Source organism: Flammeovirga pectinis (genome assembly GCF_003970675.1).
GTDB lineage: Bacteria > Bacteroidota > Bacteroidia > Cytophagales > Flammeovirgaceae > Flammeovirga > Flammeovirga pectinis.
The window spans coordinates 4,313,689-4,331,788 of record NZ_CP034562.1; the positions used below are offsets into that span (position 1 = coordinate 4,313,689).

Sequence of the window (18,100 nt, forward strand, 5' to 3'; positions counted from 1 at the left end):
TATTAAATTTGATGAAATATCAGAAAACCGACGGGATAACTTAGTTTATTTCGTCGGTTTTTTTGTCTCTTAAAATACTAATTGACCATAATAAAAGCACCCCAATAATAAGGTTTAGAATATTTTTTCATAATGTCTAACTGAGCTTGTCTAAAGGCAGTGTATTTATCGTTTGTTTCTGTCCACCTTTCATAAAAGTTATTCATTAGCATTTGAGTAGCATTGTCGTCAACACTCCAGAGACTCATTACAATACTGTTTGCACCAGCAATACTAAAAGCAGATTGTAAACCAGAAACCCCTTCTCCCTCTGTAATTTCAGAAACCCCCGTTTGGCAGGCAGATAAAATTAATAATTCAGTATTAGATAGGTTCAAGCTTTTTACTTCATAAGCCGTTAAAATACCATCAATACCAGTTGTATATGCAGCCTTAATATTTTCTCTTTTGTTTGTAATTTCTGTAAAAAACAGACCAGAACGGAGTAATACATTATTTGATATACCATAAGGAATGTCACTTATAAAAAAGCCATGTGTAGCAATGTGAAGTACTTCTGGAGAGGTACCAATATTTTTTATATATGCTTCTGTTGCTTCATCATTCATTACGGTAGTTACTTGCCAACCTTTGCTTTTTAATAAACTAGCGGCATTATTTATTTCAACCTCTGTACCCGGTAGTTCATCTAATTCTATCAGCATTTCTTCCTCATCAAATTGTTCCTCGCCTCTATTAGAATTTTCAGTGCCATAATTGTGGAATGTTGGATTCCCGATCATTAAGGCGGTTTTATTTTTTATTTTTGAAGGAGAATCAATCAGTAATTCACTCGTAGAAGTTAAAGGAAGTATAAAGTCTTCTTCTATAATATACTTCTGAGAAACGGGATTTTTTAAGGTATTTATGTTGATAAGATTGTAGACACCATCGCAACTTATATAGATCTTTTGAACGTTATCTTCAATTTTATTTTTGATAGGCAACCATAAAGCATTGTAGGTATTTAACCTCTTATTAGGAGTTGTATTAAGTACTAAACTACGTGATTTTGATACCATAGCAGTTTTATATTCTTTATACACTTGGTTCTCTAAAAGTTCTGAGCTACCAAGATCAATCATTGTAGGAGAGGAGTTGTTATGCGTTACGATTAGTGCAAAATATTTAGTAGTGATTTTATTTTTATCAGATACTTTTATGATTTCAATAGCAATATCATCTTTTTCCAATTTTGATTGAATGTCTTTCCAAGTATCTAAATTCTGAACGTAAACAGTATCAGCAAAAGCATCAGCAGCAAACACCAGTGCTTTTTCTAAATTATTAACCCTATCCATAATTTTTAGGCCATCTGCATTTAAAGAAGTACGCTGTTTTGGAGACATAAAATTTAACGATGCAACCTGTGAACGCATATGATACATTTGCGTGAGGTAGGTAGGGAAATTATATTTTTTACGCTCAGATCTAAAATCAATTACTTCTTTTTTACGGTTTTTTCCTTCATCTAAAAAGAAATTTTTGTATTGAATTTGTAAATTGTAACAAAGTTCAGACAATGCTGGTAGTGTATTTTCACCTTCCATCATTATTAACGCATAAAAAGTTTCGAAAACATAGCGTGTCTTTTTAAGGTAAAGACGCTTTTCGTTCTCACTAGAATAATTTAACGTACTTCTATATAATTTTAGACGTTCCGTTACCGCCTCTATAATTAATTTTTCAGCTTCTTTCCATTTTCCTGTTCTAGCGTATAAAGTTGCTAAATCGCTCTGAGTTCTGGTATGGAATAAGATGTCTTTTTTTGATGCACTAAGAATTTCTAGGTACTGCTTTTCTTTATCTTGATAATTGCCTTCTTCAACATCTATAGTAAGTAAAACTTCTTTCGTTTTTAAGGTTACTGCATTTTTTTCATAGAACTGAAGCTTATTTGCAACTGCTATACTTTTCTGATAATAAAATTTAGCTTTCTCTAGTTTTACCAATTTATGGTAGTTTTCTCCCAATAGAATATTTAGGCGAATATTTAAAAAATGAGGTTTCTTAAATTGTTGATACAGCAAGCTATCCACCTCTTCTAATAAAGTAATTGAGGCAGTAAATTGTTCTTGTGAAGAAAGTATTTTAGCTTTTGTAATCAATGCCCTAAAATACCAATTGCTTCTCTCCATGGTATTGTCCGTTAAAAATGCAGACCATTCATTTAAGAGAATTTCAGCACGGTTTATTCTACCAAGAATTACAGATAAATCAATTAACATTGAGATAGCTTGGGCATAATTTGGAGTGTATTGGAGGCTTTCTTTTTTTAAGTTATTTACAAGCTCAGAAAGTATCAGTTCGGCATCAATATAATTGCCATCCAACATCTCAAATCGAGCCTGATTAATACTATAATAATTCTGATTTTCAATATCTCGGTCTATGGTTAATGCGACTTTATCAAAGTAAATTTGAGCTTTATCATACTTACCTTCTTTAATATATAAAGCAGTAAGATTTAGCATTACAGTATTATGACGAGACAACTGATCTTTATCTTCTTCATAAATTTTATTGGCTTTTTTAAGCAATACTTTGGCGACAGAATATTTAGATTGAAGCATATATATACTAGCTATCCGAGTAAGAACATTGGCAAATGCATTATGATTAGTACCAAAGATCTTAGCCACTTTTCGCTCACATAGATTATAGATTAAAGTGGCTTCGCCGTATTCTGTATTTTTTTTATAAGCATCTCCTAATACTAATAATACTCTCGTATAAACAAATGAGTTGGTGTAATTTAGGTCTTCAGCCTTCTTTTTTAGGAGTGTTAAGTTGGCAATTACTTGTTCAGTTTTAGAAGAATGTAAGTACACCTGATTGAGGTAGACCTCAAAAAGCATGTATATTCTTTTATTAGGAAATTGTTTTGATAGGTTGATTGCTGCTAAATAATTTTGTTCGGCTAAATCATAATTCCCTAAAATTGACTCATATAGACCTTGATTAAAAAGTGCTTGAGCGTAGTTAATATTCTGTTTACCAATTGTTTTTTCATGAATTAGATTAATCTCCTTTAATAAATTAGGTACATCATCTACCTCTTTTAAGAGTAATTTACCTGTTATTAAATAGTTTGTAGCAATAGCATAATCGGGGTATAGCCAACCCGTTGTTTCTTTCATTATCCCTAATGCCTCTTCCATATAGCCTATTCCTTTCGAAAACTCTTGCATAAGAATATAGGCTTGCCCTGCAGTAACTAAGGGAATTAACAACCTTACAGAAGATGCTGTATAGTCATTACGGGCTTCTTTTACCCATTTTTCTATTGTGACTGTAGCTTCCTGAAACTTACCCTGATCAATATAAGATCGAATTGAATCGTTATAAATCTCTGTTTTTTCTTGTGCTAAAGAACTAGTTAATAAGTAGAAGAAGCAAATAATAGAAAGTAAGTATTTTGTATTTATTGAGCTCATTGAGAAATTTATCAAAGTAGGTGTTCTATAATTTACTAAATATGAAGAACTAAATACCAACATACGGCTAACTATTTATAAATTTTAGAGGAGGTTGCTTTAGGTTTTTGGAGGATTATTCTAAATACAATCAATGTTTATTTTGCCCAATGGAATAAAAATAGCCTGCTTTTGTAATAACATAGGAGTTGATAACATGAGAAACCCTACTTTAAACTAACTAGAAAGAAAGTATAAAGTAGGGTTTTATTTTAAGAATGGGTTACTAAAAATAAGTAGGTTATTTCTATCAATTATTAACAGAAATTTTTTCTTTTAATGCAGTTCTCATAAGATTTAAAGCTTCTTTATAATTTTCTTTTTTAACTACATTTTCCCATTCATTAGGATCGATATTATGGTCGTATAATTCTTCTGTTCCATCAGGATAAGAAATATATCTATATTGGCTTGAACGGATAGTATGGAAACCTTTGTCTTTTGAAGTAACCACCATCTTATTAGTTTTCTTTTTAGGGTTTTTTACTAAATCATAGATGCTACTACCTTCATTTGATTTATTTATAGGGAGTCCACACATTTCAGATAAAGTAGGGTAGACGTCTAGTAGAGAAACAATATTAGTAACCTGTTTTCCTCCTTTAGTTCTAGGGTCAAAAATAATTAATGGCGTTTTAGCAGAACGTTCCCATAAAGTGTTCTTACCCCAAAATTCTTTCTCTCCAAGGTGCCAGCCATGGTCACCCATAATTACAATAATTGTATTGTCTTTATATTGGCTATTGTCTAATGCATCTACAACTTGTCCAACGCACTCATCTGCAAAAGTTAAACTAGCAAGGTAAGCTCTAACAGCTTCTTTCCAAAGTCCTTTTTCTACAAGTTCTTTATGTAATGTAGGACTTACTAATTTATTTCCACCTTTACCTAAATCATCTAAATCATTTTCTATAACAACAGGAAGTTGAATAGTTTCAACATCATACATGTCAAAATATTTTTTAGGAGCATACCATGGTAAATGAGGACGGAAAATACCACAAGCTAAAAAGAATGGTTTATCATGATTTTCTTTCAAGAAGTCTGCACAATATTCAGCATTTTGCCAATCGTTTGTTTCCTCTGTCGTGTCATCAATACCGTACCAATCAAATGATTTTTTAAAGTTCTTTTTAATTCCCTTCTGATCAAAATTAATACCGTGTGATTGTCTCAGAGATTTATCAGGAAACTTAGTCCCTAACTTAGAATATTTTTCCGTTTGGAAAGACCCTGGATCACTCCCCGGTTTTGGTATCTCTTTGTTTCCCCTTGGACTATGGAATATTTTTCCTGCTGCAATAGTTGTATAACCATTTGCTCCAAAATGCTGTGGTAAAGTAACTACATCAGTAAATCCTTCTTCTCTAAAATGTTCTACATTACCATAAACACCAGTCGTAGATGGTCTTAACCCTGTTAGTAAACTTGTTCTAGAAGGATTACAAAGCGGAGCAGAGCAATAGGCATTTTTAAACATAATTCCTTTTTTAGCCACTTTATCAATGTTAGGTGTAATTGCTTGCGGATGACCTCCAAAAGCATTTACCCAATCATTCATGTCATCAACCATTATAAATAAGACATTAGGTTTACTGTCTTTTTTGGATTGAGCAAGTAGAGAACTACTAAAAAATAAAGTCGATATAAAGCTAAAAAGTATAAGTAGATTTTTCATGTTAAGTTCATTCATTTCCGTTTTATTAGAGTACTAAATTCATATAAACAAAAATGCTTTTAATATCTGTCCGTATTAATTATGTACTTCTGTGTATAAGTAGCCGTTAACTAGCTTATAAACCTAAATAAATTGATAAAAACGTGCTTTTGTCTGTTGTAGTAAAGTTAATACTTTGTCTTTTTATATAGTATATAGTGTATAATAAACACTAAAATTGAAGCGTAGATACATCAGTATTATGTAGAAAGACGGGTTTTATTTTGATGAAACTTATTTTTGGTACATTGAAATGAATGTCACAATGAATTATTTTTTAATATGAATGTAAAATTATTTTGTACTCTACTTCTAACACTAAGCTTTTGTAAAGTATACTCATCGGGTATAGAGAAAGCAAAGAGTACTACAAAAAAACAAAAAGAGCCAAACTTATTGATAATACTTACAGATGAACACAATTTTAGAACACTAAGTATTTACAAAGAGCTTCTATTAGAAAAAGGATTAACAGAAATGGCTAATCCATGGGGAGTAATTCCAGATTATAGTACTCCATATATAGATAGAATTGGAAAGGAAGGAGCAGTTTTAACAAGTATGTATGCCTCTACACCTTCATGTGCTCCATCTAGAAGTTCTATGTTTACAGGTAACTACCCGCAAACTACAGGTGTTTATAGAAATGGAATCGGGATAAAACAAGATGCGCAGACAATTGCAAAAGTTTTAAATAAAATAGGATATGCTACAGGATATTCTGGAAAATGGCACTTGGAAGAAGGTGATCCTAAACCGGGTTGGGCTCCACCAGTAATTTTTCATGGTTTTGAGGATAACAAATATATGTTTAACAGCGGACATTGGAAAAAATTAGCTTTTGAAGCAGACGGTATTACACCAAAAGTTGCAGAGGAGAAGGCTAAAAAAGCCATAGTTACTGCAGACGATAAAACATATACTACAGATTGGTTAGCAAATAGAACAATTGAATTTATTGAAGAGAATAAGGCTAAGCCATTTATGTATGTTGTAAGTATGCCAGACCCACATACACCTAATCTTGTTCGTGCTCCATATAATGATATGTACAATAAAGAGGATTTCCATTTGCCTATTACTTATTCTACAACTGCATTAAGAGGTACTGAATATCCTAAATGGGTAAGCCAAAAGCAACGCTTCAAAAGAGGGTATGATTCTACTAAATTAATTGTTGATATTTCAAGATACCATGGAGCTGTAAAATGCATTGATGACAATGTAGGAAGAATACTAAAAAAACTAGAAGACGAAGGTATTTTAGACAATACAATTATTGTTTTTACATCAGATCATGGTGATATGCTTGGTGAACTAGCTCATGAAAATAAAGGTACTCCTTATGAGAGTTCTGCTAAAATTCCATTTGTAATTAGATATCCAAAGATGATTAAAGCAGGAACAGTGGTGAACAATGCAGTAAACACTACAGATTGGATGGATACATTTTTAGCATTGATTGATGTGGAGAATAAATACTTTAACCCATCTTCTACACAAGGTAAAGACTTCTCAAAATTATTAAAAGGAGAAAGTGAAAATACGTTTGAAGATATCACTTTTGTAAGATTCCAATTCTGGGTAGCAGCAGTAACTAACCGTTATAAATTAGTTTATGATAAATCGTTAACTAAGCCATGGTTTTTTGATTTAGAGAAAGACCCAACGGAAACAGTTAATCTATTTGATAATCCTGAATACAAAGGTATTATCTCAGAATTATCTGTAAAACTATTAGCATATGGAGACAAAACCAATGATGATATCATTCATTATGAAAAGTTAAGGGAAATGATTGTAGCGGCAACGCAAGAGCAATAAGAATAAAATACCACCAAATAAAAATCTCCTAGTAATGCTTCTCGCAAAATATACTAGGAGATTTTTTTTACCAACAAAACTACTTAATAACACTCAACATTCTACTTGATTTTATTGTAGTATCAGCTGCCGCATCAACATAGTTTTTAGGCTTTTTATATCGCTTTTTAGGTGAAGTAACTCTTTCTATAGGAACCCATTTTTTCATATCTTCAATTATAGGTTTATACTTAGGCTCATTAATAAGATTGGTCCATTCTAAAGGGTCATTTTTAAGGTTGTACAATTCTTCTGCACCAGAAAGGTTCTGAATATAATGCCATTCTTCTCCAGTTACAGATGTACCACTAGCAGAGACCGTAACCCCAGGATATTCCCATTTAGCAGTGGGATCAAGTAGTAATTTAGAAAAATCATGTCCATCTAAGTTTTCTTTTACTGGTAAGTTACAGAGACTATTTAAAGTAGGGAACATATCTATTAAGCTTACTGTACGGCTACAATAAAGAGGATTTTTCATCTTTGGCATTCGTACAATAAAAGGAGTTTTGGTTACCTCATTCCACAAAGTACTTTTTAAATAACGCTGCTTTTCTCCAAGGTGCCAACCATGATCTCCCCAAATAATAACGATAGTATTGTCTGCATGTCCACTTTTTTCTAAAGCATCGAAAATTATACCTAAACATGCATCAGCATAAGAGATATTTGCAAGGTAAGCTCTAGTAGCTTCTTTTTCTAAACCGTGTTTTTTTACCCATTTATATTCTTTTGAAGGTTGATGTAAAAGAGAACCATCAGGATTTAGAATATCATTTAAATCGTCTGAATTTACTACAGGTGGTTGAATAGAATCTACTGCATACATTTCAAAAAATTCTTTTGGTACAAACCAAGGTAAGTGAGGTTTAATTAGTCCTACAGCCATAAAGAAGGGTTTATCAAAGTCTTTACTTAATTGTTCTTTGGTCCAATTAGCTACTTTGTAATCTACAGTTTCTTCAAAAGGTTTTTTTGTAGGCCCCCAACTTAGTTTTGCATTCGCCTTGTATTCCTCTTTTTTGTCTCCGTTAATACAACCATTTTTTGCACTGTAAAGCATTTTTGGGTTTGGACTATCCTTTACGTAACGTCTTGCTCTAGCATGTTCATCAAATGCCCATTGCCCAAAGTCAACACCATGTTCAGTAGCATGTTTATGAAAAATCTTTCCATTCGATAAAGTGTAGTATCCATTGTCCGAAAAGTACTCTGGTAGTGTAGCATTTTCTTTAACAATACTAGAATAGATCATGTTTGTTGCATTGCCATATACCCCAGTTCTATTTGGCATAAATCCAGATAAATTAGCAGATCTAGATGGTCCACAAATTGGAGCAGCACAAACAGCGTTATTAAAAATTACGGCACCTTCGTTACAAAATTTATCAATATTTGGAGTAATTGCTTGAGGGTTGCCACTTAAAGGACCAATCCAATCATTAATATCATCTATAGCAATAAAAAGCACATTTAATTGTTGCTCATCTTGAGCATTTACATAGTGTGTACAAAATGTTATCGCAAAAGTTATTGTTAGAGAGAAAATCTTATTTTTCCACATCATCATTTCATTTTAGGTTGTATTGATTAGTACTTACTCAGCATAAAATAAATGTATTCTTATAATTTGATAATGATGTATTTGATAGTCCATCAATTGTCTAAACACTCATAAAAGTATTAATTTGTACGTTTATGTTTCAAATCAAAGAGCCGAATACCCAAAGTGACACTTTAATTATTTATGAATACATGATTTAAATTAAATAATCGTCTATTTGACTATTACAGAGATGAAGTACACAACTTGAATATTTTCAACTTATTTAATAACAGAAAGGAATTATGAGAACTATGACTCTATTGACTATCATTCAACTGGCATTTATTTCAAGTATATTTGCTCAAGGAGACTTTGTTTACAGAGCAAAAAATAACCTTGACGAAAGCTTTTTTAGCTTTGAAGAAGGGGTAGAAAGTTGGTGGACCACAGATAAGGAGTATTGGAGTATTACTGACGAGAAAAAAGTAACAGGTTCTTTCTCACTAAAATACTCATGTGACAAAGTACCTGAGCAGAAGAATATTAAAATAAAGAGCTTGCCATTATTAAGTATACACAAAATTAATATTAAAGCAGGCGTATATAATATGTATGCAAAAGTATGGCTAGGAGAACAACACCCTAAGAGTTTGCTTATTAATATTACCGGAGATAATGGGTGGGCTTCTGCATCTATGAAATTTAAAAAGGTAGAAACAGGAAAGTGGATAGAGGTTAGTCAGAAGATTACAGTTAATACTGTAAAAAATGGAAACATGGTAATGTCAATTCCTACAAGTTCTACCTATGGTGGACCAGGACTAATTTATGTTGACGATATTTATTTAGAAAAAATTTAAAACTAGACAATTCATTTTGTTTAGATTACGAATAACAAAAGTACTACTTTTCGATGTGTGACTACTAAAAGAAAGGGTACTAACACTATAAACTTCCAATATTTTTTTATTATAAAGTATGAATTTGAAAATGAAATATCTAAAATTAATAATAGGATTACTTCTATTACCAATAGTGTTATTAGCAAAAGAAAAACCTAAGAAAGGAATTGTAAGTTTTGATACAGACTATACAATTAGTTTGGTACGTAATGCTCAGATTAATGGGGGCAATTACATTGTGGCAAACAGTTACGAAGGAACAATATTAGTCTTTACAGAAGATGGTAAAAAAGTTTGGGAAAATAAGCTATCAGGTTTTGCCAATCATGATGTGTGGTGTGAAGATATTACAGGAGATGGTACAGACGAGATTCTGACGGCCAATGCAGATGGAAACCTTTATGTTTTAGATGCAAAAGGTAAGCTAATGTGGCAAAATCAACCCTCAGAAACGCCACTTACTGCCGTAACTGTGATGAACGGCAAGAATGGGAAATATATTGTAACTGGCGGAATGGACAAGAACTTGTACTACCTTTCTTCTACGGGTAATGTATTCAAAACAATAGCTTCTGTAGATTATTCTATTGATAAGTCGTGGGGAAAAAACACAGAAAAAGCTTCTCCAAAGTTAAAGGAGCATACAGCAAATTTTCTTCGTAAAGCAACGTATAAAAATAACGAAGAAATACTTGTTTTACATGGTACTATAAACCAAAATAGTTCTACAGGTTCTATTTACCTTTTTAAAGCTGATGCAGCTTTGCCGTTCAAGAAAATTAAAGTGGGTGATAAAGGAACAGTAGGTGATCTTAGAATTGCAGATACCAACAAAGATGGTGTAGATGAATTGTATTTAGGTTCTTCTGGAATGATCCAAGCAGCACAACTTACTGTAATTGATTTAAATGCAACTGAAAAAATAAAACCAATCTACGCTAAATTTCAAAAGAGTTTTAGAAAGCAACTTGATCATTTTGGTTATAGAGTAGCACAAACAGAGTGGGTATCAGATGGAAAAACAGAAAAATTATTTACACTTTTTGGAACAAGAATAATCTTACAACCTACCTCTTTAGAAGTAGAGAAAGCTGAAGTTTTAGCAACTAATTATTCTTATAATGATTTATGGAAAGATACTTCAAATGGCAATATTTTATTAGCGAGTGCACAGAGTGGGGGTAGCTGTATTCATATTATTAATACAAAAGTACCCTCATGGAAAAAGGAATATATTGCTTTACAGCCAGAAGGAAAACTTGCTAAAGTAATACAGAACACTGCTGATTTTAGAACAAGTATCAAATCTTTTAAAAAAGGAAAGTGGGAAGGGAAAAGTCAGGATGTGTACTTTATGACGGAATCTATTAAAGAAGGAAATCAAGCAGTAATTGAGCGTATTTCTAAAACCAATACATCTCCTTATTTCTTAAAAAGTCAGCATATGGCAAAAGTTGAAAATTGGGACAGGTCATCTTTTGGAAATGAGGTATATGAGAAGAAGCGTGATAGACGTAAAAAGTATGTCAACTCACAGGAACAAATGTTGAATACATTATTACCGTTATACAAAAATAATCCAGGAATTGCCTATTGGGGTGGTCATGGAAATGATCCTTTAATGATAAGTTTAGATACAGAGAAGAAAGTAATTGATGCCGGGGGGAAAGAGAAAAAATTAGTAATGATTTTCCCAGAATTAGAGCATTATGATGAAAACTTTGAGTATTACCTTAATAACTATTTGTATCCACTCGCAGAATATTCTGAAGGAAAGAATGCCAATATTTATATACGCTCTAAACACACATTTTGGCAAGCAATTATTTATAAACCAATGTGGAACGGGCTGCTTTCTGGAAAATATGCAGAGGTTTTTGTCCCTTCTATGGAAGAAACTACCGATAAATCTATGGATTTAAGTGTAGCGGGAAAAATGGGTATCTGGGCCAGCGGCGCAACAGAAAGTTGGGGTGCAAGAGGAGCAAGAGATAATGCAAGTTATTATAGATTAAGACAACATTCCCATCAGATGGTACCTAATCATTTTTTAAGAATGTTAGTCTACAATATTGCAAGTGGTGCACAGTACATTAATAATTTCCCTGTAGACCAAGAGTACATAAGCGTATTGTACGAAATGGTGGCTAATGGAGTAATTTACGTTCCAAAGAAATCAGAAATAGTGAGTTTCAATCCTGTGCATTTAAGTATGACTGCTCCTAACCCTGTGTATTTAAATGAAGGAAACAATGCAAAGTGGACAACATTTTATTCTAAAGAACATGAAGAAAAAAATAAAATGGTTTTCTCTAGATTAAATGGTTCATGGCCTGCATCTCCGGTTAGAGCACATGATTTTTCTGCATATGCCTCTGGATCAAAAGAAAGGAGATTAGATTTTCTACCAAAATACTCTAAAGGTTTGGTATTAATCACACCTCCTCAAGAAGGAGTTTATGCAGATAAAGATGCTCCTAGAGGAAAATTAGAGGATCACTTGCATCCAATGTATAAAGGGAATATGCAAGAGTTTATTACTGATGGAAAAGACTACCTTTCTGCAGATGGAAAAGAACATTATCCAGCCGATAAATATTATACAAATGTAGCTAAAGCGATAGAAGAGGGAGCTAAAAAGTTACCAATAAACGTATCAGGAGATGTTGCATGGGTAGCTGTCCAAACGGATAAAAAACACCTTCGTTTAACATTAATCGATAATGGCTATATCAACCCTAACGATAGAGTGGCTGAAATTACTTTTAACGGTATTAAAGTAGCTAAAATTACAGATGTTGTAAATAAAAAAGAATATAAAATAAAAGGAAATACGACATCAATTGATGTGCCTTGTGGGTTATTTAGATTTATAGATGTGGAATTATCCGAAGAGATGAAACAGACAATGTAAGTGCTAAAACGAACCTTATAAAAGTACAGTAGTGTTGCAAGTATTCTGCAATGCTACTGTATTTTTTTGTCAAAAATTTATAAAATTATTACAGGAATTTATATAAATTAACTAATATATAATTTTAAATTTTTATTTTTGATTAAATACTACACAACATCGATTAATATTTAACTACCACAATGCATATGAAATATACTTTACTTCTATACATCAGCTTATTACCATTAATATCTAGACCTTATTTAGTAGAAAAGGTTTTATAAAAGGATTAATAGTCAAGTAAATGTCTTGATTATTCAATAATAATTTGATCAATTCTTTATCAATAAATACACAAGAGGTACTACTTTAGATTTTGTATCCATCTATTTTTGTTCATTTACCTAAATATACACGAAAAAAGCCTTTAAAGGTGTTTTTAGACGTTTTTATCCTGTCAGATACATTGTATAAATTCTTACAGACACATAAAATTCAGTTGTCACTTACTTTTGAACTATCAATAAGTGATCTTTTTACAATTGCAATTTTACTCAAGAATGACTTACAATTTTAGTTTTCAAATTTTTTAACGGATGGAAAAACAATGAACAAAAATGAGATACATCAATACAGTTTTTATAACTCATAAAATTCTGTTTTTGATCTTTTAGATGAAATGAATATCAATATGTATTTAAAACAACATGAAGCAAATTAATACTATTTATAAAACCTCTACTACTTACTATACTCACTTCGTTCTTTTTTTGATTGTGCTTTTATTTTCTTTTGACACATCAGCTCAATCCATAAGAATAAAGGGAAAAGTGGTAAGCGAAGAGGATAACATAGGGTTACCTGGCGTTAGTATCAGAATTAAAGGAACAACGCAAGGTACAGTAACAAATTTTGATGGAGACTATTCAATCTTTGCAGAAACTGGAGAAATGCTAGAATATAGCTTTATCGGGTTAGAAACTAAAGAAGTAAAAGTCGGTACTCAGAGTGTTATTAACGTTGCTTTAATAGCAGACGTAGAAATGTTAGATGAGGTAGTGAAGATTGGTTACGGAGAGCAAAAAAAGAAAGAAGTTTCTGGAGCTGTTTCTCATATTACAAGCGAAGCTATCGAGAATTACACATCAAGTGATGTTGCACAGGCACTGCAAGGACAAATTGCGGGTGTAAATGTAACTACTTCTGGTGCTCCTGGAGCAGATGCAGTCATACAGATTAGAGGGGTAAGTACCGTATCTGATATGGCAGGAGCAACAGAACCTTTATATGTGGTGGATGGAATTCCACAAAATGAAAACCCAAGACTTGCACCATCGGAAATAGAATCGATGGATGTATTAAAAGATTTAGCATCTTGTGCAATTTATGGTACTAGAGGTGCGAATGGTGTAATTTTAATTACAACTAAAAAAGGGACAGCAGGTAAAATTAACGTAAGCTTAGACGCCTCTTATGGTGTTAAAAATATTACGTCGGGTATTGATTTGATGAATACAAAGGAACAAGTGTATTTTGATATGATTACGGAAAGAAATAGAGGTTCTAATGATTGGGACAACTCTACAAATTTACCTATTCCAAGAAACCCTGCTTCTTTTGCCAACGATACTGATTTATCTAAAGTAGTGATTAAAGACAATCAGCCTACTCAAAATTATAACCTTGGTATTAATGGTGGTGGTAAGAACTTAACATACAATCTTACTGCTGGTTTCTTTGATGATAAGGGTTCTTTAATCAATTCTGGTTTTACACGATACAATGCTCGTGGCGGAATGAATTACAAGAAGGATAGATGGAACATTAACTCGTCTATTGCAGTAAGTTCTGAAGAGCTAGGAAGAACATCTTCAAACTTGCTTACACAAACAATTCGTTATGCTCCTTACAAACCGGTATTAGATCCAACACAAGACCAAGTGATTGTCGACGAAAGCCAATGGAGTACTACCAACAATGTATTAGAAGCAATGCGTTTTGAAGATGTAACAAATAGAACAAAGTCGCAAGCAAATATTAGTATTGGATACACTATTGTTGATGGTTTAAAATTTAATACAAACATTGGTGTCAATGCTGTAAATGATTTTAGAATGAAGTTTAAACCATTTATAGAAAACTATGATGAAGATGGAAATTTACAATCAGATCCTGCCAACTCGTATGTATCAAATGAGTCGTCTAGAAGAACAGGTTTCTCAGTAGATGGTCGTTTATCTTATGTTAAGAAATTTGGGAATCATAAGGTATCTGCAATTGTGGGTGTATCTAACGAGTCTTATACTAGGAATAGTTTTATAGCAACAAAATATGGAATTGTCGATAATTCTATTCGTGTTTTAGATGGTGCAGTTTTAGCTGCATCTGCAACTAACGGATATGATTACGTATATAATATTATTGGAACTTTAGGGCGTTTTACTTATGATTATAAAAGTAAGTACATGCTCTCTTTCAGTGGTAATTACAATGGTAATTCTAAATTTGCAGATGGTAGTAAATGGAAATTCTTTCCATCAGCATCTGTAGCATGGAATATATCTGAGGAGGGTTTCTGGGAAGGAATTTCGACTGTAGCAAACGCATTTAAGGTGCGTGCATCACATGGTCAGGTAGGTGGACAAAGCTTTTTACCTTATACTGATAAAGCAACCATTCAGAATGGAATGGATTATCCATTTGGATCAGGAGGATTTCCAACACTTTATTACGGAGCGGCACAACAAAGCTTTGCCAATGGAGATGTACAATGGGAAACATCAATCCAAAATAATATTGGTGTAGATTTAGGCTTTTTTGGGAACAGGTTATCTGTAACAGCAGATGTTTATCATACAGAAAAATCTGATATGTTATTCCCTGTTCAATTACCCCCATCTGGAGGTGCCGGTTCTGGTGCGGATTCTAAAGTAACCATGAACATAGGTAATATGGTAAACCAAGGGTTAGAACTTTCTGCAACGTATAGAGGTAAAACAGGTAAATTTGATTGGAGTCTTACAGGTACTTTTACAAAGAACCAAAACGAGATTACAAGTCTTAATACAGACGATTTTATTTATACAACAGACAATGGTTTAATAGCAGGAGCATCGGCTACATCTAAAGTAACCGTATTTGCAGAGGGCTACGAAGCAGGTGCTTTCTTTCTTTATAAAACAGAAGGTGTAATTAAAACTGCAGAACAATTAGCAGCGTATCAGCAACTAAATCCTGGTGCTAAAATGGGAGACCTTGTGTATAAAGATACCGATAACGATGGTCAGATTACAGATAAAGATAGAGTGTATATGGGGTCTGGTTTCTCTGAATGGGAAAGTGGATTAATAATGAATGTATCTTATAAAGGATTTGATTTAATGATGCATTGGTATGCAGCAATCGGACATCAGGTAATGAACGGTTCTAAAGCAATGGCTTATTCAGAAGGTAGACATGCAGATCAGGTAAATACTTGGAACAGAGCAAACCCAACAGCAGACGTAGCCGCTTATAGAGGAACAACAAAAGAACACGATAACTATAGAGCTTATACAGATTTATGGTTAGAAGATGGTTCTTACATCAGACTTAAAAATATTCAACTAGGGTACTCTTTACCAAGTAATGCTCTAGACCGTTTAGGAATGAATAATTTTAGAATATATGTATCAGCTCAAAACCCATTAACCTTTACCAATTATACAGGTTATGATCCTGAAGCAGCAGGTAATGGCGTATCTTCAAGAGGTTTGGATAAAGGTAACTATCCTATTTCAGCAATGTATTTAGCAGGCTTTAAGTTAAACTTCTAAACGATTGAAATGATGAAATTAATGAGAAAAAAACTACAAAAATACTGCTTGTTCGCACTACTTTCGATAGTAGGTATTAGCTGCCAAAGTGATTATCTGTCAGAAAATAATCCTAATGCTAAACCTGTAGAAGACTATTTTACAAGCTTGGTAGAATCCGATAAAGTACTTACAGCATCTTACTCGTCTTTACTAAACCATTTTAATTTAAATATTTTAGAAGAAGCATGGAGGTCAGACTTAGGGTACCCATCTGTTGCAGCTGGTAGACCTAGAGTATCTGGGCAAGGCGAACCTTGGTATTATAAAACGTACACCAACTCTCAGAACGAGATTAATAAAAAGTGGTCGGCATTATATTCAGGTATTTTTAGATGTAACCAACTTATAGAAGGTTTAGAAGGACCTTTAGCAGGAGAAGCTGAAAACCCAATTTGGATTTCTCAGATGGCACAAGCAAGAATGCTAAGAGGTATATTTCATTTTTACTTGTACCAAACATACAATAATGGTAGAATTATTATTCGTAAAAGTGTACCTGTAGAATTGGAAGAGTTTAATATTCCTGTGTCTTCTAAAGACGAAGTAAGAGCATTTATTTTAGAAGATTTTGAATATGGATATGAGCATTTACCAATATTCTACGGTTCAGAATCTGAAAGTGAATTATCTTCTGGAAGAATGACAAAAGGTATTGCTACTATGTTTTTGGGTAACCTTTATTTATTAGAAGCACCTGCTAATGTAGATGGAGATGAGATTAACCCTGATTACGAAAAGGCAAAATTATACTATGAAGAATTGGTTTCGGGTGCTTATCCATATGTATTAGAAACAGATGAAACAGCAATGTTTACACGTAAGGGTGAATTTAATTCTGAATCTATCTTCGAGATAATTTATGATGATAATATGCGCCCAGAATTGGATCGTTGGGATGAACAATCACCTAGTAATAGATTAGCAAGGTATAGTGCTCCGGGTTCTCAAGGAGGGCAAAGAGCATTTACACCAACAGCTTGGATTTCATATGCGTACAAAACAGAAGTAAAAGACACAAAAGACCCTAGGAATTTCTATTTAGTAGAACAAGAAGACGGTTCTTTTCTACCTGTAGAACGCAACGTTTCTTTAAGAGCATCTGCTTCTGTAGCATTAGTAAATGATGAACAAACACAGTATTACAGATCTGGAATAACACCAGAAGTAATCACTTTTGGTAAATATGAATTTTCTTATTGGAAGAAATTCTCTAACCATGATATTGTAACATCTGAAAATAACTTACCCAAAGGAGCGTATTACTCTGGAAAAAATGTAGTAGTTAACCGCTTATCTGAAGCTTATTTAAATCTTGCTGAATGTTATTTAGCTACCGGAAATGGTACTAAAGCAACAGTATTAATCAATGAGGTAAGAAAGAAATGGGGTTTACAACTTATTGGTTTATCAAATGGTAATTCAGCAAATGATTATGACGAGAATGTTTATAGCATTGAACAGCTTTGGAATCATTTAATGTTTGTAGAAAAGCCTTTAGAATTAGGTGTTGAAGGACATTCAATTCGATGGATTGATTTAAGAAGGTGGGGAAAAATAAAAGAGAATTTTGAAAGAGTATCTAGTCAGATTTATAGAGCAGAAACGTACTTTTTTACAAATTCAGAAGGAAAAAAACAAAGAAGAAATAAATCGGATTTATTTCCATACAACAACGGAGACGAGACATTTAGTATTCCAATTATTGATTGCGAGGATGCGGTATTAAATTACAATCCTGAGCTTCACGATTACTATCCATTGCCTTTGGAAGAAATTATTTCTAACCCTAATCTTGGTAAATAAT

At 32.8% G+C, this 18,100-nt stretch carries 8 protein-coding genes; 5 read left to right on the forward strand and 3 right to left on the reverse strand.

All coding sequences use genetic code 11. The features are described from left to right. Positions 1 to 77: 77 nt before the first annotated feature. Positions 78 to 3,476 carry a CHAT domain-containing protein gene (locus EI427_RS17250; RefSeq protein WP_170178523.1) on the reverse strand — a complete coding sequence of 1,133 codons (3,399 nt, stop codon included), beginning with the start codon at positions 3,474 to 3,476 and terminating at the stop codon, positions 78 to 80. Between the two features lie 289 nt (positions 3,477 to 3,765). Continuing rightward, entirely contained in the window at positions 3,766 to 5,193 is a 1,428-nt protein-coding gene (locus EI427_RS17255; protein WP_170178524.1) for a sulfatase, read from the reverse strand. A gap of 321 nt (positions 5,194 to 5,514) precedes the next feature. On the opposite strand from EI427_RS17255, the gene EI427_RS17260 reads away from it, so the two are divergent. Then, positions 5,515 to 7,056: a sulfatase-like hydrolase/transferase gene (locus tag EI427_RS17260; RefSeq protein WP_126617081.1), complete on the forward strand. Its 1,542-nt coding sequence runs from the start codon at positions 5,515 to 5,517 to the stop codon at positions 7,054 to 7,056. Positions 7,057 to 7,135: 79 nt separating this feature from the next. Here EI427_RS17260 and EI427_RS17265 read toward each other — a convergent pair whose 3' ends face one another. Continuing rightward, positions 7,136 to 8,665 (reverse strand): sulfatase, encoded by a 1,530-nt coding sequence (locus EI427_RS17265; protein ID WP_126617083.1) that lies wholly within the window; start codon positions 8,663 to 8,665, stop codon positions 7,136 to 7,138. A 278-nt stretch (positions 8,666 to 8,943) separates the two neighbouring features. Between EI427_RS17265 and EI427_RS17270 the strand changes: the two genes are divergently transcribed. From EI427_RS17270 to EI427_RS17285, 4 genes are all read left to right on the forward strand, one after another. Further along, on the forward strand, positions 8,944 to 9,501 hold the full coding sequence (locus EI427_RS17270) for a hypothetical protein (protein ID WP_126617085.1): 558 nt from the start codon (positions 8,944 to 8,946) through the stop codon (positions 9,499 to 9,501). 130 nt (positions 9,502 to 9,631) lie between these two features. Beyond that, positions 9,632 to 12,457 carry a beta propeller repeat protein gene (locus tag EI427_RS17275; protein ID WP_170178525.1) on the forward strand — a complete coding sequence of 942 codons (2,826 nt, stop codon included), beginning with the start codon at positions 9,632 to 9,634 and terminating at the stop codon, positions 12,455 to 12,457. Between the two features lie 689 nt (positions 12,458 to 13,146). Next, positions 13,147 to 16,254, forward strand: a complete 3,108-nt coding sequence (locus EI427_RS17280) for a SusC/RagA family TonB-linked outer membrane protein (protein ID WP_126617089.1) — start codon at positions 13,147 to 13,149, stop codon at positions 16,252 to 16,254. A 21-nt stretch (positions 16,255 to 16,275) separates the two neighbouring features. Then, positions 16,276 to 18,099 (forward strand): RagB/SusD family nutrient uptake outer membrane protein, encoded by a 1,824-nt coding sequence (locus EI427_RS17285; protein WP_170178526.1) that lies wholly within the window; start codon positions 16,276 to 16,278, stop codon positions 18,097 to 18,099. Position 18,100 lies beyond the last annotated feature (1 nt).

Excerpts from the sequence above, each read along its gene's own strand:
- EI427_RS17265 (WP_126617083.1), bottom strand. The coding sequence starts at position 8,665 with ATGATGATGTGGAAAAATAAGATTTTCTCTCTAACAATAACTTTTGCG.
- EI427_RS17260 (WP_126617081.1), top strand. The coding sequence starts at position 5,515 with ATGAATGTAAAATTATTTTGTACTCTACTTCTAACACTAAGCTTTTGT.
- EI427_RS17275 (WP_170178525.1), top strand. The coding sequence starts at position 9,632 with ATGAAATATCTAAAATTAATAATAGGATTACTTCTATTACCAATAGTG.
- EI427_RS17255 (WP_170178524.1), bottom strand. The coding sequence starts at position 5,193 with ATGAAAAATCTACTTATACTTTTTAGCTTTATATCGACTTTATTTTTT.
- EI427_RS17285 (WP_170178526.1), top strand. The coding sequence starts at position 16,276 with ATGAGAAAAAAACTACAAAAATACTGCTTGTTCGCACTACTTTCGATA.
- EI427_RS17250 (WP_170178523.1), bottom strand. The coding sequence starts at position 3,476 with ATGAGCTCAATAAATACAAAATACTTACTTTCTATTATTTGCTTCTTC.
- EI427_RS17270 (WP_126617085.1), top strand. The coding sequence starts at position 8,944 with ATGAGAACTATGACTCTATTGACTATCATTCAACTGGCATTTATTTCA.
- EI427_RS17280 (WP_126617089.1), top strand. The coding sequence starts at position 13,147 with ATGAAGCAAATTAATACTATTTATAAAACCTCTACTACTTACTATACT.